This is a genomic window from Hoeflea sp. (genome assembly GCF_039975035.1).
Classification (GTDB): domain Bacteria; phylum Pseudomonadota; class Alphaproteobacteria; order Rhizobiales; family Rhizobiaceae; genus Hoeflea.
In genome coordinates this window covers 32,484-55,126 of the sequence record NZ_JBDWHW010000067.1, presented here as the reverse complement: position 1 = coordinate 55,126, position 22,643 = coordinate 32,484, and the positions used below count along the sequence as shown (strand labels likewise).

26 protein-coding genes and 3 pseudogenes are annotated in these 22,643 nt (G+C 56.2%); 8 read left to right on the top strand and 21 right to left on the bottom strand.

The window, feature by feature from the left end:
• Positions 1-231: 231 nt before the first annotated feature.
• Positions 232-537, top strand: a pseudogene (locus ABJN75_RS05400) (mercury(II) reductase); the annotation flags it as partial.
• A gap of 372 nt (positions 538-909) precedes the next feature.
• Positions 910-1,603: pseudogene (locus ABJN75_RS05395) on the top strand (IS6 family transposase).
• A gap of 209 nt (positions 1,604-1,812) precedes the next feature.
• Here the strand turns inward: ABJN75_RS05395 and ABJN75_RS05390 are convergent.
• The 17 genes from ABJN75_RS05390 to ABJN75_RS05310 all read right to left on the bottom strand — a co-directional run bounded on the left by ABJN75_RS05390 (position 1,813) and on the right by ABJN75_RS05310 (position 13,582).
• Complete coding sequence (locus ABJN75_RS05390; RefSeq protein WP_348437557.1) at positions 1,813-4,368, bottom strand: NAD-dependent epimerase/dehydratase family protein; 2,556 nt, start codon at positions 4,366-4,368, stop codon at positions 1,813-1,815.
• A gap of 274 nt (positions 4,369-4,642) precedes the next feature.
• Positions 4,643-5,077 (bottom strand): CBS domain-containing protein, encoded by a 435-nt coding sequence (locus ABJN75_RS05385; protein WP_348437555.1) that lies wholly within the window; start codon positions 5,075-5,077, stop codon positions 4,643-4,645.
• 418 nt (positions 5,078-5,495) lie between these two features.
• On the bottom strand, positions 5,496-5,693 hold the full coding sequence (locus tag ABJN75_RS05380; RefSeq protein WP_348437553.1) for a hypothetical protein: 198 nt from the start codon (positions 5,691-5,693) through the stop codon (positions 5,496-5,498).
• 81 nt (positions 5,694-5,774) lie between these two features.
• On the bottom strand, positions 5,775-6,515 hold the full coding sequence (locus ABJN75_RS05375) for a cytochrome c biogenesis protein CcdA (protein ID WP_348437551.1): 741 nt from the start codon (positions 6,513-6,515) through the stop codon (positions 5,775-5,777).
• 30 nt (positions 6,516-6,545) lie between these two features.
• On the bottom strand, positions 6,546-7,388 hold the full coding sequence (locus tag ABJN75_RS05370; protein WP_348437549.1) for a DsbA family protein: 843 nt from the start codon (positions 7,386-7,388) through the stop codon (positions 6,546-6,548).
• Positions 7,367-7,993 (bottom strand): redoxin domain-containing protein, encoded by a 627-nt coding sequence (locus ABJN75_RS05365; protein WP_290777167.1) that lies wholly within the window; start codon positions 7,991-7,993, stop codon positions 7,367-7,369. Before ABJN75_RS05365 ends, ABJN75_RS05370 begins: the two co-directional genes overlap by 22 nt.
• Positions 7,990-8,439, bottom strand: a complete 450-nt coding sequence (locus ABJN75_RS05360) for a copper chaperone PCu(A)C (RefSeq protein WP_348437547.1) — start codon at positions 8,437-8,439, stop codon at positions 7,990-7,992. Before ABJN75_RS05360 ends, ABJN75_RS05365 begins: the two co-directional genes overlap by 4 nt.
• 2 nt (positions 8,440-8,441) lie before the next feature.
• Entirely contained in the window at positions 8,442-9,080 is a 639-nt protein-coding gene (locus ABJN75_RS05355) for an SCO family protein (RefSeq protein WP_348437545.1), read from the bottom strand.
• A 60-nt stretch (positions 9,081-9,140) separates the two neighbouring features.
• Positions 9,141-9,449 carry a hypothetical protein gene (locus tag ABJN75_RS05350; protein WP_348437543.1) on the bottom strand — a complete coding sequence of 103 codons (309 nt, stop codon included), beginning with the start codon at positions 9,447-9,449 and terminating at the stop codon, positions 9,141-9,143.
• The gene (locus ABJN75_RS05345) at positions 9,442-9,873 is read right to left on the bottom strand and encodes a hypothetical protein (RefSeq protein ID WP_348437541.1); all 432 of its coding nucleotides are present in this window, start codon (positions 9,871-9,873) and stop codon (positions 9,442-9,444) included. The genes ABJN75_RS05350 and ABJN75_RS05345 overlap by 8 nt, the downstream gene beginning before the upstream one ends.
• Before the next feature lie 13 nt (positions 9,874-9,886).
• Positions 9,887-10,327, bottom strand: coding sequence for a TlpA disulfide reductase family protein (locus ABJN75_RS05340; protein WP_291092989.1), 441 nt, complete (start codon positions 10,325-10,327; stop codon positions 9,887-9,889).
• Between the two features lie 167 nt (positions 10,328-10,494).
• Positions 10,495-11,097 carry a DsbE family thiol:disulfide interchange protein gene (locus ABJN75_RS05335; protein WP_348437539.1) on the bottom strand — a complete coding sequence of 201 codons (603 nt, stop codon included), beginning with the start codon at positions 11,095-11,097 and terminating at the stop codon, positions 10,495-10,497.
• Positions 11,094-11,579 (bottom strand): cytochrome c, encoded by a 486-nt coding sequence (locus ABJN75_RS05330; protein ID WP_348437537.1) that lies wholly within the window; start codon positions 11,577-11,579, stop codon positions 11,094-11,096. The genes ABJN75_RS05335 and ABJN75_RS05330 overlap by 4 nt, the downstream gene beginning before the upstream one ends.
• Positions 11,576-11,707, bottom strand: a complete 132-nt coding sequence (locus tag ABJN75_RS05325; RefSeq protein WP_348437535.1) for a hypothetical protein — start codon at positions 11,705-11,707, stop codon at positions 11,576-11,578. Before ABJN75_RS05325 ends, ABJN75_RS05330 begins: the two co-directional genes overlap by 4 nt.
• Before the next feature lie 4 nt (positions 11,708-11,711).
• Positions 11,712-12,194: a DUF411 domain-containing protein gene (locus ABJN75_RS05320; protein ID WP_348437533.1), complete on the bottom strand. Its 483-nt coding sequence runs from the start codon at positions 12,192-12,194 to the stop codon at positions 11,712-11,714.
• Between the two features lie 11 nt (positions 12,195-12,205).
• Entirely contained in the window at positions 12,206-13,144 is a 939-nt protein-coding gene (locus tag ABJN75_RS05315) for a hypothetical protein (RefSeq protein ID WP_348437531.1), read from the bottom strand.
• A gap of 132 nt (positions 13,145-13,276) precedes the next feature.
• Complete coding sequence (locus ABJN75_RS05310) at positions 13,277-13,582, bottom strand: hypothetical protein (protein ID WP_348437529.1); 306 nt, start codon at positions 13,580-13,582, stop codon at positions 13,277-13,279.
• A gap of 443 nt (positions 13,583-14,025) precedes the next feature.
• Here ABJN75_RS05310 and ABJN75_RS05305 point away from each other — a divergent pair, with 443 nt between their 5' ends.
• On the top strand, positions 14,026-14,616 hold the full coding sequence (locus tag ABJN75_RS05305) for a transglutaminase-like cysteine peptidase (RefSeq protein WP_267656373.1): 591 nt from the start codon (positions 14,026-14,028) through the stop codon (positions 14,614-14,616).
• Between the two features lie 247 nt (positions 14,617-14,863).
• Here ABJN75_RS05305 and ABJN75_RS05300 read toward each other — a convergent pair whose 3' ends face one another.
• The 4 genes from ABJN75_RS05300 to ABJN75_RS05285 all read right to left on the bottom strand — a co-directional run bounded on the left by ABJN75_RS05300 (position 14,864) and on the right by ABJN75_RS05285 (position 17,493).
• The gene (locus tag ABJN75_RS05300; RefSeq protein WP_267656374.1) at positions 14,864-15,064 is read right to left on the bottom strand and encodes a hypothetical protein; all 201 of its coding nucleotides are present in this window, start codon (positions 15,062-15,064) and stop codon (positions 14,864-14,866) included.
• 499 nt (positions 15,065-15,563) lie between these two features.
• Positions 15,564-16,151 carry a hypothetical protein gene (locus tag ABJN75_RS05295; protein WP_267656376.1) on the bottom strand — a complete coding sequence of 196 codons (588 nt, stop codon included), beginning with the start codon at positions 16,149-16,151 and terminating at the stop codon, positions 15,564-15,566.
• Positions 16,152-16,298: 147 nt separating this feature from the next.
• On the bottom strand, positions 16,299-16,481 hold the full coding sequence (locus tag ABJN75_RS05290) for a hypothetical protein (RefSeq protein ID WP_267656377.1): 183 nt from the start codon (positions 16,479-16,481) through the stop codon (positions 16,299-16,301).
• A gap of 304 nt (positions 16,482-16,785) precedes the next feature.
• The gene (locus ABJN75_RS05285) at positions 16,786-17,493 is read right to left on the bottom strand and encodes a heparan-alpha-glucosaminide N-acetyltransferase (RefSeq protein WP_348437623.1); all 708 of its coding nucleotides are present in this window, start codon (positions 17,491-17,493) and stop codon (positions 16,786-16,788) included.
• 548 nt (positions 17,494-18,041) lie between these two features.
• Between ABJN75_RS05285 and ABJN75_RS05280 the strand changes: the two are divergent.
• The 5 genes and pseudogenes from ABJN75_RS05280 to ABJN75_RS05260 all read left to right on the top strand — a co-directional run.
• Positions 18,042-18,176: pseudogene (locus ABJN75_RS05280) on the top strand (L,D-transpeptidase); the annotation flags it as partial.
• An 88-nt stretch (positions 18,177-18,264) separates the two neighbouring features.
• Positions 18,265-18,891, top strand: a complete 627-nt coding sequence (locus ABJN75_RS05275) for a DsbA family protein (RefSeq protein WP_267656379.1) — start codon at positions 18,265-18,267, stop codon at positions 18,889-18,891.
• Between the two features lie 9 nt (positions 18,892-18,900).
• On the top strand, positions 18,901-19,800 hold the full coding sequence (locus ABJN75_RS05270; RefSeq protein WP_348437525.1) for a peptidylprolyl isomerase: 900 nt from the start codon (positions 18,901-18,903) through the stop codon (positions 19,798-19,800).
• A 741-nt stretch (positions 19,801-20,541) separates the two neighbouring features.
• On the top strand, positions 20,542-21,117 hold the full coding sequence (locus ABJN75_RS05265) for a hypothetical protein (protein WP_267656381.1): 576 nt from the start codon (positions 20,542-20,544) through the stop codon (positions 21,115-21,117).
• A gap of 861 nt (positions 21,118-21,978) precedes the next feature.
• Positions 21,979-22,539, top strand: coding sequence for a L,D-transpeptidase (locus ABJN75_RS05260; RefSeq protein ID WP_267656384.1), 561 nt, complete (start codon positions 21,979-21,981; stop codon positions 22,537-22,539).
• Positions 22,540-22,643: the final 104 nt, after the last annotated feature.

The following is a 22,643-nucleotide window of genomic DNA, read 5'->3' as shown; positions in this document are numbered from 1 at the left end:
CTGTTCGTCGGTGCGTCATTCAGAACGTCCGCTGGTCGACTTGTCCGGTCTGTCGGCGCTGCAGTTTCTGCTTGCGGAGATTGCCAATTCCGATGGTCACGATCTTCCTCATTCTTCGACTGATGCTGATTTGAGCGCAGACTTGATGTCTTGCGACCAGAATCAGGGAGATGAGCATGCGCCGAACTCAAGCGAAACCAGACCAACTGGACCTGTTCGATTCGACGGGAAGGGTTTGAGGTCAAGACTTCGGTTGCGCCGCTCGATCAGGTGCCACGCGCGCTCGCCGCCCGCGATATGCGCGGCCTCGTCAAGTTGGTGGCCGACAAAAAGACCGACCGCTTGCTCGGTGCGCAGATCCTCGCACCGGAAGGCGCCGACAGTATTCAGACAATGGCGCTGGCGATTAAATTCGGGATGGCCACGAAAGATCTCGGCGAAACGATCTTCCCCTACCTCACCACGGTCGAGGGGCTGAAACTCGCCGCCCAGGGGTTTACGAGGGATGTGGCGAAGCTCTCCTGCTGTGCGGGGTGACGACGCAAGGGGTTCAGTCACGCTGCTGCAGCGGTCTTCTCATGCGTTGACTCTCTTCCGATTGTACGGAGTGCAGTTTATCCAAGTAGGGTGAGGACCCTTGGCAATGGGGCAGCGTCGTGTCTGGATGGCGCCCGCTTGGCAAGGTGATTTAGGCGATGTTTGAGCTTTGCGGGTCGGGTGCAGTCATGTCTCCGGCCTATTCACGCGGTTTGATATGACCGCTGGCCCTGATGTTTTGCGCTCAAACCGATCCCTATCACCTTATCGCGCTTCGACGCGCTAGACGCTACCACGGGTTCTTCGGTTCGTGCGGTCCATTCCGCTTGTGCCTTCACATCACCTTAAGTCGTGTGCGTTAGAGCATTTGGCATGAAAACTTCTTCTTTTGCTTGCACCGGACATCGTTACAAACATTACCGCTTTCCCGCCGAGATCATCGTTCACGCGGTCTGGCTGTATTACCGTTTTCCGTTGAGCCTGCATTACGTGGAGGATTTGCTTGCCGAGCGCGGGATCGACGTTTCGTTCCAGACGATATCGGAATGGGTTGCTAAATTTGGCTCCGAGTTTGCGACTTCGCTTCGTCGGCGCTCAAAGCGCCGCTTTGCCGATAAATGGCACCTCGATGAACTGGTGGAAACGATGAAGGGACAGAAGTACTGGCTCTGGCGAGCCGTCGATACTGAAGGCTATGTTCTCGATGCCCTTTTGCAAAGCCGTCGCAACAAAAGGCAGCGCTAAAATTGATGCGCAAGTTGCTCAAAGGCCAGGGCGTCACGCCCCGTGTGATAGTGACCGACAAACTCTGCTCCTACGACGCCACAAACGCGATATCATGCTCGGCATTGAGCATCGTTCGCATAAGGGGCTGAACAATCGGGCCGAGAATTCCCATCTCCCGATAAGGAGGAGAGAACGGATCATGATGCGGTTCAGGTCAGCCACGCAATGCCACCGATTCGTTTCAAGCCACGGCCCGATTTCGAACCTCTTTCTATTTCACCGCAAACATCAAACTGCCGCCGATCGCCGAACGCCTCGCACTGAGGCTATGGCTGTCTAATCACGCTGCTGAACGCCACATAAAGTCGGCCGCAGCAACACTCTGACGGCCTTTTCAAATTAGGGCGACGCCGCCATACCGCCCACCGAAACGATTTCTTCCGCATTTCCTCATCGGCGGTGAGGCGTGGATAGAGTGGGGATCAAAGTTCGCCGAGCCCCCCGTTTCGCGATCCAGTGGCTCGACAACCACGAAACTTCGCGCACTCGTTAGAGGATATATCTGTCCCAGCTTCCATAGTGCTCTTTACTGCGGCATCCGCGGGGCAGGCTCAGTGCCACCAGCGTAGTTCCCGCTGCAATCCCAAAGAAGCTGCCGGCCACCGTACCGCCGCTTAGCAGCAGCGGCGCGACTACAAGCCATAGCCCAAAAATTACGTTCAAGAATCGCAGCGGGCGTGCCACCTCGGCCCAAGCGATGACGGCGGTGGTCAGGACCAATGCACCCAGCAGGTGGTCGCTGTTTGCCATTGCCGCTTCATTACCAAAAACCGAGCGTGACGCCAGCATCAGGAAGGCACCGATTGCAGCACTCAGCCCGAGTGTCCATGGTACGGTGACGCCGACTGCGCTTTGCCGGAGGATCTGCATAGGTGGCGCGTCGAAGCTCATTTCGCCGCCGGTCGAACCACCGGGCAGAGAATCGCCCCTGAAGAACGCGCGCCAGAACGGCCTGCCCCGGCGCGTGTTCCAAACCATGAACTGCACCATCGCGACAATCTCATCGAGCGAGAACGGGATCATGATCAGCATCGCCAGTGCCGCCATCAGGCAGATCGTGCAATAGGTGCCGATCGCAATCGGCTGTATGATGATGAAATAGATGCTGACGACGCCGAGCGGCCCGACCACAATCCCGAACAGTGCGACCATCCAGGGCATCGTGCGCCAGCGCCGACGGCTGCCCATCACGCCCATCAATATCTCGAACATGTAGCTCATGGCACCAAGGCCGCCATCTGCAATGGGCCAAGCTTTCGAGACATCCGAGGTGATGATGTATTCAGTGCCATTGAGCGACGAGGGGGACGAAAAGAACGGCTCCCAGACGCCATCGACGTGGCCGAGCTGGTAGGCAGACAGGATACGCGACAGGAGAAAGCCAACGACACCCAGCGCGATAATCGGCAGGCGCTGGACATATGTTGAAGGGCAATAGGTCCAGCCGGGCGGAATGTCGGAGTCATCCATCATCCCCCCGCGCGACATGCCAGGCATCATGGGGACCAGGATGGTCAAGGCGATGACAAGTGCGCCGATCAGCGTATCGTTGGCATAGACGGCCGCATCCGGCGTCCAAAACACCAGCGGCGCCGCCAGCAACCAGACCCCCAATGCTGCATTCGCCCATTGTGCCCAGCCGTTTCCGGGGCGCAGCGACAGGCCGGCAAAGACCATGATGGCAAGCCCGGTGAAGACATCGTTCCACGCGGTCAGCCAGCTGCGGGTCGCGGCGGACCATAGCCCGCGATCCGCCGTCACCCGCTGGACCGCAGCGCTGAACTCGGTCTGATCGAAGGTGCCGAATACCGATGGCGCGGTGGCAAGCCAGAGGCCGAGGGCCATGACGAGCCAATGCACCCAAAGCATCGAGAAATGCATCTTGCGCGTATGCGCGTCGTGCTCACGCCTGTCCTCGTTCGCTTCGGCCTCGGACGGCACCTTCTTGGCAGCTTCTTTCGCCGCGGCGTTCTCGACCTTGGCCGCCGAAACCCGCGCGGCGTTCAATCCGTTCGCTTCGTACCATCCGTAGGGATCTTCCTTCAGGCGCTGAAGAATTCCCGGCATGTCGTCGCGCAGACTGTGCTCAGGTTTCCAATCCAGGTGCTTTTTGGCCGCTGAAAGATTGAGCTCATAGTGATCGCTGGAAATATCGACCATCCATGCCCGGATAAAGGCGTCCTCGCCAAAAATCCTGTTCTCCGTCCATGCGCCCAGCTTGGCCAGCTGTGGTGGCACATTCCAGGTGACCCAGTCCTCGCCATGTAGCTCGCGCCCCATCAGGCGCTGCAACTCACCGAACGGAATTGGGTCGGCCTCGCCCAGTAAAACCGGAAAGACGTCCGGCAGATTGGCGCGGCGGTCGACAATGCGTTCCACAGCGTCGAGAAAATCATCGAGATGCAGGAAGGCCTGCCCGCGCGACAGATCACCGGGATAGACTTTGCCGCTGAACCGTCGTTCGTGAATGCGGGCGATCTGGTGGGTCAGAAATGTCGACTGCCCCTTATCATCGTAGATGCCCGCAGGGCGCATCAGCACGAGTTTCTCCTCGCCCCGTTCCTCGCGCAGTACCTTTTCCGTGCGTACCTGCGAGGCACGGTAGGGAAACTTGGGACCGAGAGGATGGTTCTCGTCTATCGGCTTGCCTGGCTCGGTCGGCGCATGTGCAAGCATGGTGGACGCGAAGACGAACTGTTCCAGCTCGAACGCCTGAAGCCCCTTCAGCAGCCGTTTCGAACCCTCCACCGTAACGGCATCATATGCGGGATCATCCTCGCCGCTGAGATCGAAATAGCCCGCGAGGTGAACGCAGGCAGCGATCCTGTCGCCATAGGCAAATCGCACGCGTTCAAGCGCGGTATCGACACTTGCCTGATCGGTGATGTCGAAACAGACGCATTCGGCCTGATGTGGGGGATGCGGCGGCGAATACCGGTCAAGTCCGACGACGCGATAGGTCCGGTGCAACCGCCGCACCACTGCGGAACCAAGAAATCCGCTTGACCCAGTAACAATGACGACAGGTCTGCTTTCATCATTCATGATCGCGCTCCGGTTTCAAGCTATGTGCGCAGGTATTTCGCCAACGCCACAACCGCTAGAACCAGCAACGCCATGACAAGAAGCCATATAAATCCCATTCCGAGCATCATGCCACCATCCATCATCATCAAATCTCCTTGTTTTTATTTCCGTCCCGGATTGAGCCTGCGCTCTTGCCCGGCTTATTTTCCCGTGCTGGAACGTTGTGACGCGGGCTGCGCGGCTGCCAGCGTGAGCGAACATGCCAGCCGCCGCGAGTCTCTCACCGAAAAATTCAGCAGCAGCCAGATTTCCGATCCGACTTCGAGATCTCCTGTACGAGTTCGGCGGTCTCTTCACCGTCGGCGTCACGCGCTATGTCCGCCTGGGCAATCATCCCACAACACTTGCCTGTTTTGTCTGTAACGATGGCCCGCCGGACTTGCCGTTCTTCCATCTTGTCGCAGCATGACGAAACGTCCTCATCCGGTGTCGTCGTCAGCAGGTCGGTGAACATCACTTCGGATACGGGAGTCTCATTCGTCCTGCCTTCGGCAACTGCGCCGCAGCAGATGTCGCGATCGGTCACGATACCCACCGGTTCCCCGGCGTCGTTGAGCACAGGAACCGACCCTACCGATTTGTCAGCCATAATCCGTGCCGCATCCTGGATGGTGCTATTCGGGCCGCAACAGGCAGGGTCGCGCGTCATAATTTCCTGAACTTGCATGTCAACACTCCTCTTCTTAGGCGAGTACAACTGAGAATCCCAGAATAGGTTCCGACCTCGGCACAATCAGCAGGACTTTTTTGCAGTAGATGTCGGACACGACACCTGCGGGGTAGTGTGTATCTTTCCCCCCCTCGATCCGGCCGACGACAGGCCGGAAGCACCAGGCAGAATGACGGGTGCAGGCGCAAATGCAGCATCTCGCGGCGAAATCCAGCCGACAATGCCGGTCTCGCGAACCTACGCTCTCTTTACCGACATCGCCTCTTGCTATCGCCGTTACCCAGCATCGGTTGAAGCGGTGGCGATAGCTTCGACGCTGGCAACGGATATATCAAACACGACCGTCGCCACCGAAACAACAACTGACAAGAGTGCCGTGGTGGGCCATTACGCCTGTCCGTAGAATTTACAGCTTTCAGGAGTCGCGGGGCTCGATCAGATCGCGATAGGAATCGATCAGTGGACGGTTTCTCACAGTAGACCTCGCGTGCTCACCATCCAATTTCTCCAGTGCTGCGAGCATGAATTCGGCGATGTCCAGCCGATCTTGCCGGCAGGCATATCTGAACACGCGCAGGATATCCCGCTCCAATATTTCGGTTTTCGAGATCACTGCTACCTCCCTATAAAAGTCAAGCCTGCGCCTTTCAGCGACGGGAATGTCAAATCACAATTTCCTCAACAGGCCGTTCGCCTAGCCGATTGTAGACAGCAACGGAAACGTCTCCAAAAGCCAGAAGGCGAAGGAGGACAGATATCCTGTCATCATGGCGACTCCCATCAAGATCATAACCGCTCCGGCGAATGTCCGCAGAATACGCCCGAGGCGTCCGAAGGTCTTCAATCTTGCTGCCAAGGCGCCGGTGAAAGCAGCAGCAAGCAGGAACGGCACACCGAGGCCCATCGAGTAGATCGCTAATAGTGCGACGCCGTCGGCAACCGAGGCTGATGCCGCGCCGACGGTCAAAATGGCACCGAGGATCGGACCGATGCAGGGGGTCCAGCCGAAAGCGAATGCCAGGCCGAGCACATAGGACGATACGGCCTTGCCGCCGGGCAGATCCAGGTGAAACCGTGCCTCGCGCATCATCCACGTGGGTCGAATGGTTCCAAGCATGAACAACCCGAACAGCGTAACAATCCCGCCTCCGACGATGTTCATCTCGAAGCGGTAGCGAAGCAGCAATTGCCCCAACGCTGTAGCGCTGGCACCAAGGATGACAAAAACGGTTGTGAAACCGAGCACGAAGCAGAGGCTGAAACCGAGCGCTGCGCTACGCGCAATAGAAACCTCACCTGAGGGTGATGTAATCGTCGACCGGCCGGCGACATAGGAAACATACCCCGGCACCAACGGCAGTACGCAAGGCGACAGGAATGAGACGATGCCTGCAACGAAAGCGCTCAGGATACCAATATTGGAGAGTTCAGGCATTCGGACGGCCCTTCCAGTCTTCTTCCGAGCTCACTGGTCACCGCTTTTCCGGGCACGCACGATCAGCGTTTGCATGGTTTGCAGGTCGGTGGCGCCGCGCAATATTTCGTCACCGATAACAAAGCCCGGCGTGCCGTTGATCCGCAGAACTTGGGCGAGCGCGAGGTTGCGCGCGATTTCAGCGTCGACAGCAGGATCAGCCATATCGTTTCGCAGCCGCTCGACATCCAGGCCGATTTGCCCAGCAACCTCCATCACTCGCCCCTCGTCGGCAGCTCCTGACACCTGCATCATTGCTTTATGGAATTCGGGGTAGAGGTTCTGCTGGCGGGCCGCAAGAGCTGCCTTGGCTGCGAACACGGAATTTGGCCCGAGGATGGGAAACTCCTTGTAGACGATGCGTAGTTTCGGATCGTCTGCTTCCGCCGCCATCATCGTTGGCGCAACCTGGCGGCAGTAGGAACAATTGTAATCAAAGAATTCGACCAACGTCACATCGCCTTGCGGATTGCCACCGACTGGACTTTCCGGGCTGTTGAGCAGTTCATCACGATGGGTGGCAAGGGCCGCCTGAGCTTCTGTCTGTTCCGCCTCCCGCTGCTTCCGTTCGAGGTTCTGCATGGCCACGACGATGACCTCCGGATTGGCTACAAGATAGTCGCGCACCCGCCGCTCAAACGCGTCCTGCGGCAGGTTCTCCGATCCGATAGTAGGCTGCTGGCCGGTCCTGAACCCCGGATCGAGCAGATACCAGGCGCCTGCCGCAATGATCAGCAGCAGGGGCAGCATGAGAAAGCCGAAAGGGCGCCCCGTGAATTTCGAAAATTGCGTCAACTTCCTTCTCCCGCTGTTTAGAACAGGCCTGTCAGCCATCCCCACCACCCCTTTTCGGTAGGCGGCTTTGGCGCATGCGCGTTGTTGATGAGCTGGTTGATGTAGAGGGTCAGATTTGTCTTGCTGAAATCCGATCCATGGAAAATACCGGCATGCCGTCCGTTGCGGTCGATGACATGTGCCATCGGCAACTCCTGGTCGCGGCCGCTGAACGCCGCAAATCGATCCGCCACAGTGGCAGTTGTCTCGTCGTCCGATAGGATCATGAGCCGCCAGTTCGCCTGGTCCCACGGAGCCTTGATCGAGGCATCTGCGTCAAGAACGGTTACAAACGTGACCATTTGCTTCATCGGCGAAGCATTCACCTGTTCTTGCACGCCTGCGAGAACGGCTTGCTGTTTGGCGCATGGACTGTCACAGTTCTGCGGAACAAAGCTCAGCACGATGATCTGATCATGGAGATCGCCGAGGCGCAGGACGTCACCGTCCGGTTCTTCGAGGCTGAGTTCGGGCGTGGAAGGGCTATCCGCGACCTCGAAGGCCGGTTCGCGATCGGTCATCACCTCATCGATGCGCTCACCGGGATGGTTTGCGAATGCCGGCTGTGCGACCAGCAGGGCGGCCAGGATCAGGAAGCGCTTCATTCAGAAACCTCCCTTGGCCCCTCGGCCGCTATTCCGAGCACGGAGACCTCAACGGTGATCTCTCCGGCGTTCTCGAAGCTGAGCGTCATAGGGAAAGTCGTGCCCTCGCTGAGTTTGTCTTGCAGTCCCATCAGCATCAGGTGCATGCCGCCGGGTGCGAGCGTGATCCGCTCGCCTGTCGGCAACTCAAGCGTTTCGATGTGCTTCATGCGGCTTACGTCGCCGTCCTTTTCGACTACGTGAATCATAACGTGGCCGGCGACAGGCGTGGTCACACCGAGGAGCCGATCCTCCACAGCACTCTCGATCGTGAGATAGGAGGCGACCGGCCGGGACGCGAGGACGGAGGCGCGCGCCCACGCATCGGAAAGGCGGACGCTCTCCTCTGCGAGTGTCGGCGATGCGCCCGCCCAGAGCGCCACGACGATTGCAATCAGTATTTTCATCATTATTTTCCATTCATTCTTGCAAGGACATCGGTCGCCATATCTTCCGCGGACTGGTCAGCTTCGCGGAAGACATCCTCAAAGCGGCCTTCGGGTGTCATCAGGTAGATGTGCCCTGAGTGTGCCATCAGGTAACCGTCCGGAGCCGTTTCCTCTTCCATCTTCTCGTAGTAGACGCGGAAAGATTGGGCAGCTGCGGCAACCGCGGCTTCGGATCCGGTCAGTCCAACCAGCTTCGGGTGGAAGGCCTGAACATATTCCGCCATCACCTCCGGCGTATCGCGCGACGGGTCGACGGTGATGAAGATCGGTGCGACCTGCTCGACCTCGCCGCCAAACCGATCCAGCACATTCGCCATGTAGGCGAGCGTGGTCGGGCAGACGTCGGGGCAATAGGTGAATCCGAAGAACACGAGTTGCCAGCGCCCGAGGAAGTCGGCCTCGGTCACGCGATTTCCGTTGTGGTCGATCAACGAAAGCTCGGAGCGAATTGCGGCCTCGCCGGTGGTGACCGACGGCGGCTCGCGGAAGCCGATCGTCCGGACGAAATAGGCACCACCGATCACCAACGCGGCAATGGTCACCAGGAACCACAGGCCGTAGCGAATTCGTCTGAGATGTGTTGTTTTGCCTGATGTCATGTCTGTTTCTCGCAGGCCTCCCGCCCGGACGAAATGTCCGGGCGGGAGGATCTCAGCCTCCTATTGGTCTGTCGACGACTTCATGTTGTCTGTCATGCTGGCCATCAACTTGGTGCACTGCTCCATCATCGGCGCCATCTGGGCCATCATTTTCATCATGCCCATCATGCCCATCATGCCGTCCATTCCGCCCATGCCGGACCTTCCGTCCTGATTCATCATATCTTTGTTGTTCCCCATGCTGCCCTCTTCCATCATGGATCCCTGGTTGCTTGGAGTCTTGTGCTCAGCGGCTTGAAGGGTCGGGACTGCGGCGATGTTGATCATCAGAACGGCAGCCATAGTGAGAGACTTGATAGGTTTAATCATCGGTCGCGTTCCTTTTCTGCTTGGTTAGGGATAGGGAATGCCGGGACGAAACCGCAACACTGACGGATTGTGCGTGTTGCACGGTTTCGTCCGACAAGAGGTCATTTTGGGCTCCGCCCGGTAATGAAGATTCACCGTCTGCGGCAGCAGGGTTTCCGGCCTGGTTTGACTTGCAGGAACCGCCGGTAACCTTGTTCATGCAGAGTCCGAGCGCGCACATGGCAACACACGGCAGTGCTGTGAGGAGCAGCGGCGCTATGCCTGCCGCGGCTAGCCAACTCCAATTAAACGCGAGACCGCCAGCAATCAGGACCGCCGCAAGTATGAGGTATCCGCGACGGCCGCCGAGGTAGTAGCGAAGCGCGTAGAGAACATCGCGGCAAAACGAACCGTCCTCGGTGCTGTATTGTCGTGACTTATCCATGAAGGCTTCCTTTTCAGTTCGAGGTCTGATGTGTTTTGAGAAAATCGATCATCTCGGGCGCGTCCCATTCTGCCGGGCCGACTAGCCGTCCCAGTTCCCGCCCCTCACCGTCGATCAGGAGCGTCGTAGGTAGGCCGACAGCCGCAAGGTCGAACGAAGCCCGCATCGAGGCATCGATGTAGAGACCGAGATTCCGGATACCGATCTCGGCATAGAACTTGCGGACCACCTCCGGCCCGGCGCGGTCGACAGAAAGAGGCACAACCTCGAAACCGGGGCCGCCGAGTTTTGCCTGAAGCGCGTCGAGCGTTGGCATTTCCTCGCGGCAGGGCACGCACCAGGTTGCCCAGATGTTGAGCAGAACGGTTGTGCCTTTGAATGAGGCCAGCGTGAGAGCCTGACCTGCCCCGTCCTCGAACGTGACCACGGGAAGCGGCCGAGGCGTTTCGTGCATGACGAAGGACTGGGGCAATAGTGTTGTGCCTGGTCTGTCGCTAACGGGGTGGGAGCCCTTATCGCCGTCGATGTAAATCATTGCGGCGGTGACTGCGAGCGCGACCAACACGAGGCCCCCTGCCGCAAGTGCGATTAAAATTGTGCGTTTTGCGTGCAATAGACCCGTCATGGACCAGCGCCCCGCATCTTCTGGTCCGCGGTCCGCTGGCGCAATGATTCCACCAGCGGCAGGATGGTTTTCGCGAGCACCTCTTCGTTCACCGGTCCGATATGTTTGTAGGCGATGAGCCCGTCCGCATCGACCACAAAGGTTTCGGGTACGCCATAGACGCCCCAATCGATCGCCACCTGCCCACTGATGTCGGCTCCGGTGCGCGTGTAGGGGTCGCCCAAGCTGTCCAGCCATTGCGCCGCATCGTCCGGCTGATCCTTGTAGTTGAGGCCGTGCAGCGGCACGGTGCCTTGCGCTGCAAGCTTCATGAACAGAGGGTGCTCTTCGCGGCAGGCAACGCACCAGGAAGCAAAGACATTGACCAGCGACACCTCTCCTTTGAGATCATCGCTCGACAGCCCGAGCGATCGTCCCTGAACCGGCGGCAGGTCAAATTCGGGCACCACCTTGCCGATGAGCGCGGACGGAAGACTGCCAGGGTCTTGGGTCAAGCCCCAGGCCAGAACGATGGCAAGCACCGCAGCGACAGTAAGCGGCAGGAAGGCCAAGACGCTTCGTCCCGTTTTGGCGAACGACTGTTCCCTGTCCATAGTCATAACCCACCACCGGCTTTGGCCGTCACTCGAGCCTGTGATTCCCGCTGGCGCTCGGGCCAGGTACTCTTGATGAATGCGAGTACCGCTGCGATCTCCTCGTTGCTCAGGATGTCCTCGAACGCGGGCATGTCGCTCTCATAGCCCGCAACGACACCGCCGACGCCGAACTTGGTGATGTCGAACAGGTCCTGGTCCGAGTGATGCCAGGTGTGGCCGCTCTCGTCATGGGGCGGCGCCGGCATGCGGCCGTTCTCCAGCCTGCGCCTCCAGTTCGGCTGACCCTGGAGCTCGGCGCCATGGCAGGAGGCGCAGTTTTGCGCATAAACTTGCCTTCCGAGGGTGATCTGCTCGTCTGTCACAGGATAACCCAGCACAGTCAGGTCTTCGGCTTGTGTACCGGTACTTTGCGATTGCCCCTGCGCGGCGATAGCTGCCAGACCCGAAAAGGCGGCAGCGGAAAGGAGGAGCATCATCCGCCTCATTGCCGCCCCCGCAGAAACTTCACCAACGCGAAAATGCCGAGGACCAGAACAGCCAGGATCAGAAGGCTGAAGAGACCACCTCCTAACATCATAAAACCCATCATGGAGCCATCCATCATGCCGTTCATACCATCACTCATCGGAGTAAACGGCGACGCCGTCCTTGCCGAAGGCGTAGGTCTTCAGCGTGCCTGTCTTTGCCGGTGCCATGCCGGGAGCATTCCCCGGCATTCCGGGCAACGTGATGCCGGTGACATCTGGACGCTCGCTGACCAGCCGTTCGATAATCTCAACAGGCACGAGCCCGCTTACGACATAGCCGTCAATCTCGGCCAGGTGACACCCGATACCTCGCTCGGGAACGCCCATTTCAACCGAGCGCTTGTCGAAATCGCGATCATCGACGCGCGTCACAGAAAAGCCGTTGGTCTCCAGATAGTCGGCATAGGTATCGCAACATCCACAGCCGGGGTCGCGCCAGATTGTGATCGCCTTGGCACCAGCAACGCTGGCACTTGCGTCTTGGGGAGCTTGAGCCGAGGCCAACGCCGTAAACGCCACACTACCAATGACAGCCAAGGCGGTAACGGTTGCGGCAACAAAGATCTTTTTCATGTTGTTCTCCATTAATTGTTAGCGAGCGGGGTCCAGGACAGACCGCCGTCGCGAGTTTGGATGAGACCGTCCGCGGTGAGGGCAACGACTTGATCGGCATTGTTGGGATGGACGGCGACCGCATCAGTGCGGAAAGATGAGCGTTGCGCCCAGACGACCCCCGCATCCGCAGAAGCCCACACACCGGAAGGTAGGGCGGCATAGAGCCTCATCGGAACCGACGCTGCGCTCACCAAAGCGTGGATAGGTTCTCCGGTGGGCAACGGTGCCTCCGGCGCAGGCGCAGCCCCGGATACCAAAGCGTCCATCGCATCGCCTGGCTGCACGTCCTGCCAACGGCAGAAACAGTCGGGCACGCGGGTGAGACCCAATCCGGTTCCAGCGTATAACCAGATGCCGCCCATGCCCGAGGCCAGATCGACCGAGGCCAATGCAGTCAAATCGCGTTCAGCATCAGCCAGCCAAGGCCGGTCCATCGCGAAGACCCAAGACCGGCCAGCATCCTCGCTTTTCCATAGACCGTCACCATGAACGGAGACATACAGGGTATCGGGGTTTGAAGCAGCCACTGCGACAGCAGTTACCGGAGCCGTGGGCAAACCCTGGCTTAGAGGCTCCCAGCTCTTCCCGCCGTCGTCCGATAGCGCGACACCCCCATTCGCCAGTCCCGCTGCAATCCGGCCGACCCGGTCCTTGTGCGTCGCAAGCGAAAGAATGTTGCCGCCCTTCGGACCGGGCAGCGGTGTGGACACTCCGCCGTCGTCGCGGCGGATGAACCCGGCACCTCCAACGATGAGCGCATCGCCATCGAAGGCTATTGCGGAGGGTATTTCGCCGGGCGCGGCGCGGGCTACTCGGTTTATCGAAACCGAGAGCACTGCACTGGCCCCGAAGGCCAAAGCGGAGGTGAGAAAGGCTCGACGCGTCGGCGTCGGCAAAAACAATGTCATGATGATTCAACTATCCTGAGGGGGTGCTCGATCCAGCAGTGCGCGAACCCGCGATGCTGAGTAGGACCATGAACGATCAGATTGATCGCGCATGAAGTCAGCCGCAGCTAGCCGGACGGAGTCCGGGCAGCGTCAGCTCAGGATGGTGGATCTTGGAGGGTAAGGGTTCGGCAGTCCGGTGCGTCCGGACATGCTCAGATCAACCGGTTTTTCGGTAATCGTCACGGCCGCAGGCAGACCGGATTCGCCAGATGGCAGGATGGCCAGCACCGGTGATACGCAGACATAATCGCACGGCTGCAATTCGTTACTGCCGTCAGGACAATCCTGGCAGTTGCCCATGTCGCCACTATCGATCGCAGTAAGTGCCATCGTTGTGTTCATGCTGGCGGCATTCGCGGTATGCACGACCGAACCCGCCGCGAACACGGCGAGCATGAGGATCGTTAGAATGCGGGCATACCTTTTCATGCCAAATTGAATAGCTGAAACCTCGCGCCCTGTCGATGCACGTTTTGTCGCACAGCCCGTACGGGATTCAAAAATGCATCAATATTCGAATGTGACCGGGCCAAATTGGAAGTATCACCTACTTTCTCATTGAACTTGGGTGTTCCTAATCCGTCCCGCAAACTGTCGAAGATCTGTCCACCCCTGTCCGGATTTCACAGGTCACACATCCTTCGCATGGACAGACAACCGCAAGAGGGACGGCACGCTCACTTTAGTTGATCTAAATTTGGGGCCTCCGATCGTTTCAAAATCGTGTGTCGCGATAGCCGTATTTGAATCGCATTTGAAATAAATACAAGTCTTTGATTTTTCGCAGTTTTTATCTGTTTCTCGTAGTGTCTCTCCATCAACTTTGGGGAAGGTACAACATGAGAAAGTCAATTTTTGCGGCACTTGCGCTCGCCTTATCCTGCGACGCCGCAGGCGCCAATGCACTCCATCTCAATCCGACGCAGCCAACTAGCGTTGCGAATATGGTGACGTTCGGTAGAACAACGATTCCGATCGGCTATTATGATTATTGCCAACGCTATGCGGATCGCTGTGACCGCCCGGCAAGTGGTCAGATCGTCGAGCTGACCCGCGAACTTTGGAATGACATCATTCAAACCAATGATGATGTGAATACGTCCGTTGCACCTCTGACCGACAACGAAATATTCGGAGTTGAAGAGCGGTGGGAATATCCCAAGAATGTTGGCGATTGCGAAGATTACGCGCTTGAAAAGCGCAAGCGCCTAAATCAACGGGGCATACCGCTGGGTGCACTATCAATGACGGTTGGACGGGATGCAAATGGAGGCGGACATGCGGTCCTCACCGTTATCACCGATCGGGGGGATTTCGTTCTGGACAATGTCGAACAGCGGGTTTTGCTTTGGAAAGACGCCGAACTCTATTTTCTAAAGCGCCAATCACAACATGATCCCAACACATGGGTCAGTCTCGTTTCGGGTTGAGTTGTTGGCCATTGGCCAACAACCACACGGCACCTGCGACTAGAGCTAGAAGGTATGTGGCAAACTCTCCGTACAACGCTTCCATCATGTTGTGACCTCCGACAAGGCAATAAACGCCAAACAAGATTGCAAGGGCCAAATAGGCCGCAGAGGCGGCTACAATGAAAAGACCGATGCGTGCGAGCACGTGAGAAATCCCGATGGTTTCGATCGAGAAATTATGGATGTACCGCTGGAGTAACGCCAATCACTTGTCGGTGACCGCCCGTGAAACGGGAGAACCTGTTTGGGTTTCTAACTGCAGATGAGAATAGCTCACGAAAAACATCGTTGCAGTAAATCCAAATAGCACCAACATCAGAAGGATATTACCGCGCTTGCGCCGCTGCGCCACTATGCGCGATTCCATGATCGAAAGTTGCGCACTCGCATCAGTCATAATTTTCATCCTTTGCCCATTCCTGCAATCTTGAATTGACCGATACACGAAACTCTGCGTTCGCGGAAGGCAACCCGACCAGAAAGGGCTGCGGTTGATTGCCGAAAAAATGCAGCATCGCGAAACGATGTCGCAATCTCGATGAATAGCTCTTCAGAAATTGGTCTTTGAGGCGTGTGTTGGTTGATTGGCATATGCCGCCGCCTGTTCACAAGAAACCGGTGCTGCTGACGTCGGTTTCAAAGGCTCCTCTTATAGTTCGAGACATCGTTGACCATCGGATGGGTATACAGCACACTTGATTTCGCCTCGAAAGCCGTCGGACCAATTTAAGCGGGTCTAGTCAGCGAATGCGTGCCAAGGCTATAATGCCGCGCGAGCCGATTCGCGTTCGTATCTTCAAGCAAAAAAAGCGAACTTCTGCCGTGGAAGTAACATACCATCGTTGGGGAGCGAAATGCTGACGGCAAAGCAAAGATCAGTGCTTGATCACAAGCAGTGTTGATTCTTACTCTTCATCAATCACATCTCCATCACAGCCTTCAACCAGCTCAATGTCATAGTTGATGGTTTCAAGTTCGGTGAGCCGCAATTCGTTACGGTTTCCGAAGTAGAATCCTGATGAGGTTGGCAAGGCGTCAACATAGCGCGCCTCCCAAGGCTTCGATACTGCCAGCGTCCTGCTTGGGTTCGGTGCATAAGCAACTTCAGCACCAATCGCATTACCGCGCAGCTGCGTGCGCGTCGTTGGGCCGCGGTGATCTGCAACCTGAACGATGACCAGATCCGGATTCAGCGTTTCAGCCAGATGGCGGGCTATCCGCATTCCGGTCCGGACCCGGTCCAAAGTCTCAAGATCGTTTGTCGAGATAACTGCGATCACCCGCCGTTCTTTGCCACGCCTGAATTCGGATTGGTAGACTGTCTTGCAATGGCCCCCGGTATCGTCCTTGAAGCCAGGAATCATGCCGGCTGGTGCGAAGATTAGCGCCGCTGTGCCGGAAGCACCAAGCAAAAGCAGAAAACTGCCTGAAAGAAACGCAAGCTTTCTCGAGATTCGAAACGCGTGAAACAATCGACGCTTTGCAGCGACCATACAAAATACTTCCTTTATGCACAACTACACCGCGCACTATAAGCAACCGTTCTTTCTCAATTGTTAATCCTGTTTGTATCGGCGCGGCAAAAAGCGGCTTATCCTGGCTTAGGCACAATGAGACGGCGATCAATATCGGCTTCCCTGTCAGGATATTGAGCTGGATCGCGGACGCTCTTGCTGCCCGAATACCTTGCCTCTTGCCATTTTGAGAAGGCGGATCACCACGATCGGCTTACCGACATCAAGCACGACCAGATCAGCGTGCTTGCCAATTTCAAGGTCATATTCCTCAAGACCCATGATTGCAGCACTTTGTGTGATGACCATGTCGCAACGGCGGCAATACATCACGGCATGTGATCTGGGTCACGTGTAGACGCAGGAAATCAACTTCAAGCATTTTACCCAGTTGAAAGCGGTCTTCCCGCCTCCGTAGACCTTCTTGCCACAGCAACTGTTTTCTCAGTGCATGCATGTCGCGACGGCAGAATACATCCGGCTTTCAGGCGACAGCTGATGCGGGATGTCGCGAAGAAGCTTACCAAGCGCTCGCGTCGCTTGCGTCGGTGCCAAACTGCCGTGTCGATGCCGCATCAGCCGAAAGAGCAATAGGCCGCACGTTCCGGACCGCCTATCGGGCGAATGGCAGTATTACCGCGAGCAGCACGGGTTGATGGATCAAATAGATCACCAGGCTGTGGCGTCCCATCCAGGCAAAGGGCGAAAACCTTCTGTTCTCATGTGTTTCCAATTGGATGGTACGGCCATAAAGGCCGGACGATAGGGCGGCCTTGGTCGCCCCAACTGCAACTATCGTAAGCCCAACCCAAGGAAAAATGGGCACATAGTCGTTGCTTGGAGGGGGAGTAGCCGCAAAACCTATCCATGCCAGCCATCTCGTATCGAACGCCGCCGCGTTGACCAGCCATGGCAGAAGCAAAATAGCCAGGCCAATTGCAGTAGGTATGATCGGGTGAAATCGGAGAAACGGAACCCCGATCAACGTTGCAGCAGCGATCGCGTGGAGTATGCCGAAATAGACGAAATTGCCTGGGAAGAAAGCGTAAGTGAGCGCTGTTATTAACACCGCCGAAACGACTATTACCAGAAGCCTCCGCACGAACGAACGCCACCGCATGTGCTGCGCATGTGCGAGTACAAGGCTCACTCCAACGAGAAACATGAAGGTTCCTGCGAGCGTCCTGCCGAACATGAGCCAAGCGGGATGGCCTGCAAGGCCAACGAAGATGCCTGCATAGTCAAGATCCCAGACGAAATGAAACACGACAACTCCGAGGATTGCGATTCCGCGTAGCACGTCAATCGACTGGAGGCGCATATTTGCCACTCGGCCTTCGGCTCGACTCGATGTGGGATGTGTCGTATCCATCGCGAGATTCTAAAACCTCATGTTGGTAGAGGTTCAAGCCCTACATAGGCTTCCCATTTTGATGCGAGGGCCTGACGACAATTTTTCAACTGACGACAATTTTTCAATTGGTGCGCTGATGTTTTATTCAAGCGTCTGCAGATACAGTTTATCTTGTCGTCGATGCGGCAACAGTGTCGTTTGCGGCGCCGAGCTCTATTTTCTGCTGTTCTGATCGGATCGAAATTCTGGATGCGATCCCATCGTCAGAACGCAGGTGATGGACTAACGAAGCTACCGGAACAGAGGAGCTTGCATGTCGGCAGGCTAACAATTGCCGACTCGCGCAATTGTTGCTGCTATCCACCATGTTTCCGTACCACCTCCTCAATAATAGGCTCATCGCAAGAGCGCGTGAAACACATTTTGGATTTCTGGCTTGTGCAAAGCAAGCAAATATCTCTGCAGCTTGCGCGCGACTATTTCCGTAAGTCCCATCGGCCCATGCCGAGACAGCCTGGAAGCAGGGATGGCCGAAGTGAACACCGCCTACCGAAATAATCGTCAGGCAAACTGAACTGGCCAAATACAGCGCAGAGAACGGAGGCATGCCATCTGCCATCGACAATCCGCTCGGCACGCGCTCTACGTTTTCAAGGACGGGATGCTCAACACAAAAAACTGCTTGAACCTCTACCTACCATAGCTTTTACAATCGTTACGCATCTATCAGGAGCTAACATGAAAAGACGTTTCTTCCTCACCGGCGTTAGTGCGCTAGTAGCTATTCCCTTGTCTGCTTCGGTCATACGAGCGGCCACAATGGAGGACATGCTCAAGCCCGGACCTCTTCCTGAGCAAGTTTTCGGATCGCCGGAGGCACCCGTAACAGTGATTGAATACGCCTCATTGACATGCCCACACTGCAGGACTTTCCACGTAAACACATGGCCCGCTGTGAAACAGATATATGTCGATACCGGCAAGGTGCGGTTCATTATGCGCGAATTTCCCTTCGACCCGCGCGCGCAAGCTGGATTCATGCTCGCCCGCTGCGCCGGAGAGGGTAATTGGTATGCAACCGTCGATCTTCTCTACCGTAGCCAGGACAGATGGGCGCGGGTGGCGGACCCGGCCTCTGCTTTCAAATCCATTATGGGCCTGACTGGCATGAGCGGGGAAAAAGTGGAGGCTTGCCTGACAGACCAGTCCATTTTGGATAAAGTTTCTGAAGTGATGGAAACTGGCAAATCTTATGGCGTGGATTCGACTCCAACCTTCTTCATCAACGGCGAGGAGCACAAGGGCGCACTCACTATTGATCAGTTCAGCGAGATCATCGACCCAATGATCTCGGCAGCGCAGTAAGGGATGGCCATGACAATAGAATCAAACACTCAATCCGTCACGCTGCGACACTGGAGCAAATTTCCATCCGCCGCCTTGCTTATGCTTACCCTTGCGATGGCTGCGGGGGCTCCAGCGCTCGCGCAGAACAAGAATGTTGTTGCGCGTGTAAACGGCACGGAGATAACCACGGCCGATGTCGCATTTGCCTCCGAAATGTATGCCAACCAGATGGGCAGCATGCCTGACGATGCTCGCCTCTCCGTCATTGTTGACGAGTTAATTCGGCTTCAGCTTGTTTCTGACGCAGCCAGAGCCGCCAGGGTTACTGACGAGGACTCATACAAGCGGCAAATTGCGTTCTTTGAAGCACAGACCCTGCGATCTGTCTTTTTGGACGGGGAGGTGGCCAAGCGTGTTGACGATGCAGCGGTTCGCAAGGCGTATAATCTCCAGGTCACGAAAATTCCGCCTGCGGAAGAATTCCGCTTGCGCCATATCCTTCTGGAAACGGAAGCTGAAGCGCGGGAAGCGATTATCGCGCTTGAAGAGGGAGAGGACTTCGCAGTGGTCGCCTCTGAACGATCTAAGGACGAGGCTTCGAAGGTGAATGGCGGAGATTTGGGCTACCTTGTCACCGGTCAGACCTTGTCGGAGATCGATACGGCAGCTGCCGAACTCGAGCCCGGCCAGTTCACACGTGAGCCCGTGGTCAGCGCGTTCGGATTTCACCTGCTGAAGCTTGAGGAACGGCGTACCCGCCCAGCACCGCCGTATGAAGCATTAGCGACGCAGATAAGGGCTGCGCTCGAATCAGCTGCAACGCAGTCGATTATGGAGGAACTCAGGGTGGCCGCATCTGTCGAGAAACTGGTTCCTGATGTGTCACCCCCGGCTGCTGATGACGGCCACGGCCACGCGGGCAAATAGGAGACAACAGATGATCACCCGACGTTTCATAATGATCGGCCTGATTGGCGTTGGCGCAGCACCCGGATTTTACTCCGCAGTTGACATGGGAGATTGCGGTAGCTGGAAAGCACCTTTGCTGAACCGCTCTCGCGGTCCCTAATTTGTAAATGCGACCACCTGCGCGTCTGGGAAACTGGTTCTCAAGCAGGTGCAGCAATCGGCACGTGTTTCATATTCTACAAATTACAGCGCGCCCATTCAGTACTTGGCGGAAAACCGCCAGCCGTGGTCTACTGGTTGTAAATGAAGGCAACCCTGCCGGATCAGTAGGCGCAATGACTAACAAAATCTGCCGGGGACCGACGACCATGACTGGAAGCTAGTCAAGGATATTGCGCTCTCTACCCTTCTCGGATTTGGTACGGAACCGTCGCTCAGCAACAATGAGACCGATCTGATCACGACGAACCGCGATAGCAAGCAGAGAGAACACCAACAGCGCCGATTACCGGCTGGTCGAACTCGCATTTGCGATCAAGGCACACTACGGCTGGCCACTGCATATCATCATGTAGCGGGATATTGTCCTCTCGCCAATCACGGGTTAGAAATGCCTTATACTCTGCTTCAGCTGCACAAGTTGCCAGACTTCTCCCAGAAAATCCGATATGGCGAAAGCCACATCCTATCCGACGGGACTATACCTGGGTGCCCGCTGCACGAGAAATCCATTCTTCTCCCAAAGGCTGGCCAATTTTGATGGAAAACAAAAGAAATCCGACACAGATACCCATACGCGCTTTCTTGAGCCGCCAAAATGAAAAATGCACTTCCATCTACAAATCCATCTATCTTGGTCGTTGGATCATTGGTGTCTCATGTATATTTATGTATACAAAGGGTTATGCAGAAGAAGGGAAATTGTATGAAGAGCAGATTGTCGTCGAACATGCGGAGATAGTGATCCCGGCACTCGGTCGAGATAAAATGTCTGGTTACTTCTCGATCTGGAACGGTACCGACGAATATTTATGGATCAAAGGTTTTGAGAGCATTCAGTTTGCTACCATCACCCTTGACGAGCCGACAGGTGTGAACGGTAAATACGTTTCGAAACCAGAGCCTATTCCAAAAGCCCTTCCTCCAAAAACCGAACTGGTTATGTCAAAAGGAGGCGTGCAACTATCCATGAATTACGTGGAGAATCTGATCGCTGGCGACACAATTCCTGTCACTGTTTACTTCACAAACACGGATGCTATTCAGGTGCTTGCCAAAGTCCTGCCAGCTGCCGCAATTCCGACAGAACATCATCACGGAGAGCGCGACGGATAACTTCGTGGGATTGCGTCACGCGTCGGTAAGGTAACCGAGAATATGTCTTTCTGAATTCCGATCAAGCTTGTTGACCTGAGCCCCTGAGCATCCTCCAAAATTTGGTAGAGTTCGTCAGCCTGGATCGTTGCACGATTCAACGTGAACTGGCTCGCAATGCCAACGGCCACTAAAGGCCGGCACAACCGACCGTCAGAGCTGGGTTCGTCATGCGCGGCTGAAGAATAGCGCGTTAGGCGACGCTTTTTCGAGCTCCTTGGCCAGTCTGCAGCACACTCAAATCATTCGATAATCCGCTCGACCACCCAGCGTCTCGGCGGAACTTTAAATAGTCTTGGCTATGTCGGTTCGTTTGACGGCTTAGTTGTAGTCAACTGAACGACCCGCTGCCTTTCTTTTCACGAAAAGTTAATCACAAACCATATAGACAATTGATACCAGTGTAGGCAAAAAGAATGCCATGAACCGAATTGTGTCCCTCACTTTAGCTTTGTTCCTCGCGATTTCAGCGTTGGCGCACTCCTTTGGCGGTGGCTACATTTTTGACGAACTCCAAAGCACAATCGATTTGGTGGAATGCAGTTCCAATGTCACAGCTGCTATGCGCGGCTCTGACACGGTTCCGCTGAGCGAAGATACCGAAAGCAAGAAATCCGTGCACTGTCAGATGCACTATGCCATTTTCGCTGAATTGGTTGCTCCCCCGATCACATCTGAGACCCGGGAACATGCTGCATTTTGGAAAACGGCGTTCCTCTCTAATGTGGGATACGTAGTCCCAAGGCCGCCAAACGCTCACGGTTGAATGTCCATTGCGCAAATTGCGCCCATCGGCAACTTTCAACAACGTGAGTGTGAAGCATGATTTCGAAAAGAGGACTTATGTTCGGCATTGGTGCCGGCATCGTAGTATCCTTTGGGTTACCCGCGAATGCCCATACTGATAAATTCAAACTAGACGAAAAATTCGAGCCGCAGACCGTTCGCTATAGCGGTTACAAGCCCGGTACCATCATAATCGATCCGAAAAACCATTTCTTGTATTTCCAGCTTCCGTCAGGCGAAGCTCGCCGCTACGGGATCGGAGTCGGGCGTGCCGGTCTGACTTTCAAAGGGCAGGCGAAAGTCGGACGGAAAGCCGAGTGGCCATCATGGACCCCCACGGCCAATATGATTAGACGGAATCCGGGAAAATACGCGCGCTTTGCCAAGGGTGTGCCGGGTGGACCTAACAATCCATTGGGGTCGCGGGCACTCTACTTGTACAAGGACGGGCGCGACACGCTCTACCGCATTCATGGCACGACGGAACCGTCTTCGATTGGGCGCTCAGTGTCCAACGGCTGCATCCGCATGATCAATGAACACGTTGAAGACCTTTTTGAGCGGGTACCAGTCGGCGCGCAGGTAGTGGTACAGTAGCTTCACTCCCATTCTCAGCATGCAAACGAATGCGAGTCGAAAATCGTTTCCGAAATATGAACCTCGTTTTCCATCACAAATTTTCTGAACGGACCCACTGTGAA

What these genes read in the sequence shown, in the direction of transcription:
- ABJN75_RS05300 (WP_267656374.1), bottom strand. Translation starts at nt 15,064, where the DNA reads ATGAAAATTATGACTGATGCGAGTGCGCAACTTTCGATCATGGAATCG.
- ABJN75_RS05375 (WP_348437551.1), bottom strand. Translation starts at nt 6,515, where the DNA reads ATGCCTGAACTCTCCAATATTGGTATCCTGAGCGCTTTCGTTGCAGGC.
- ABJN75_RS05355 (WP_348437545.1), bottom strand. Translation starts at nt 9,080, where the DNA reads ATGACATCAGGCAAAACAACACATCTCAGACGAATTCGCTACGGCCTG.
- ABJN75_RS05310 (WP_348437529.1), bottom strand. Translation starts at nt 13,582, where the DNA reads ATGCTCGCCGTGTTCGCGGCGGGTTCGGTCGTGCATACCGCGAATGCC.
- ABJN75_RS05370 (WP_348437549.1), bottom strand. Translation starts at nt 7,388, where the DNA reads ATGGCTGACAGGCCTGTTCTAAACAGCGGGAGAAGGAAGTTGACGCAA.
- ABJN75_RS05360 (WP_348437547.1), bottom strand. Translation starts at nt 8,439, where the DNA reads ATGAAAATACTGATTGCAATCGTCGTGGCGCTCTGGGCGGGCGCATCG.
- ABJN75_RS05350 (WP_348437543.1), bottom strand. Translation starts at nt 9,449, where the DNA reads ATGATTAAACCTATCAAGTCTCTCACTATGGCTGCCGTTCTGATGATC.
- ABJN75_RS05365 (WP_290777167.1), bottom strand. Translation starts at nt 7,993, where the DNA reads ATGAAGCGCTTCCTGATCCTGGCCGCCCTGCTGGTCGCACAGCCGGCA.
- ABJN75_RS05260 (WP_267656384.1), top strand. Translation starts at nt 21,979, where the DNA reads ATGATTTCGAAAAGAGGACTTATGTTCGGCATTGGTGCCGGCATCGTA.
- ABJN75_RS05385 (WP_348437555.1), bottom strand. Translation starts at nt 5,077, where the DNA reads ATGCAAGTTCAGGAAATTATGACGCGCGACCCTGCCTGTTGCGGCCCG.
- ABJN75_RS05335 (WP_348437539.1), bottom strand. Translation starts at nt 11,097, where the DNA reads ATGACTATGGACAGGGAACAGTCGTTCGCCAAAACGGGACGAAGCGTC.
- ABJN75_RS05315 (WP_348437531.1), bottom strand. Translation starts at nt 13,144, where the DNA reads ATGACATTGTTTTTGCCGACGCCGACGCGTCGAGCCTTTCTCACCTCC.
- ABJN75_RS05325 (WP_348437535.1), bottom strand. Translation starts at nt 11,707, where the DNA reads ATGAACGGCATGATGGATGGCTCCATGATGGGTTTTATGATGTTAGGA.
- ABJN75_RS05390 (WP_348437557.1), bottom strand. Translation starts at nt 4,368, where the DNA reads ATGAATGATGAAAGCAGACCTGTCGTCATTGTTACTGGGTCAAGCGGA.
- ABJN75_RS05285 (WP_348437623.1), bottom strand. Translation starts at nt 17,493, where the DNA reads ATGCGCCTCCAGTCGATTGACGTGCTACGCGGAATCGCAATCCTCGGA.
- ABJN75_RS05340 (WP_291092989.1), bottom strand. Translation starts at nt 10,327, where the DNA reads ATGCACGAAACGCCTCGGCCGCTTCCCGTGGTCACGTTCGAGGACGGG.
- ABJN75_RS05295 (WP_267656376.1), bottom strand. Translation starts at nt 16,151, where the DNA reads ATGGTCGCTGCAAAGCGTCGATTGTTTCACGCGTTTCGAATCTCGAGA.
- ABJN75_RS05275 (WP_267656379.1), top strand. Translation starts at nt 18,265, where the DNA reads ATGAAAAGACGTTTCTTCCTCACCGGCGTTAGTGCGCTAGTAGCTATT.
- ABJN75_RS05345 (WP_348437541.1), bottom strand. Translation starts at nt 9,873, where the DNA reads ATGGATAAGTCACGACAATACAGCACCGAGGACGGTTCGTTTTGCCGC.
- ABJN75_RS05290 (WP_267656377.1), bottom strand. Translation starts at nt 16,481, where the DNA reads ATGGTCATCACACAAAGTGCTGCAATCATGGGTCTTGAGGAATATGAC.
- ABJN75_RS05305 (WP_267656373.1), top strand. Translation starts at nt 14,026, where the DNA reads ATGAGAAAGTCAATTTTTGCGGCACTTGCGCTCGCCTTATCCTGCGAC.
- ABJN75_RS05265 (WP_267656381.1), top strand. Translation starts at nt 20,542, where the DNA reads ATGGAAAACAAAAGAAATCCGACACAGATACCCATACGCGCTTTCTTG.
- ABJN75_RS05330 (WP_348437537.1), bottom strand. Translation starts at nt 11,579, where the DNA reads ATGAGGCGGATGATGCTCCTCCTTTCCGCTGCCGCCTTTTCGGGTCTG.
- ABJN75_RS05270 (WP_348437525.1), top strand. Translation starts at nt 18,901, where the DNA reads ATGACAATAGAATCAAACACTCAATCCGTCACGCTGCGACACTGGAGC.
- ABJN75_RS05320 (WP_348437533.1), bottom strand. Translation starts at nt 12,194, where the DNA reads ATGAAAAAGATCTTTGTTGCCGCAACCGTTACCGCCTTGGCTGTCATT.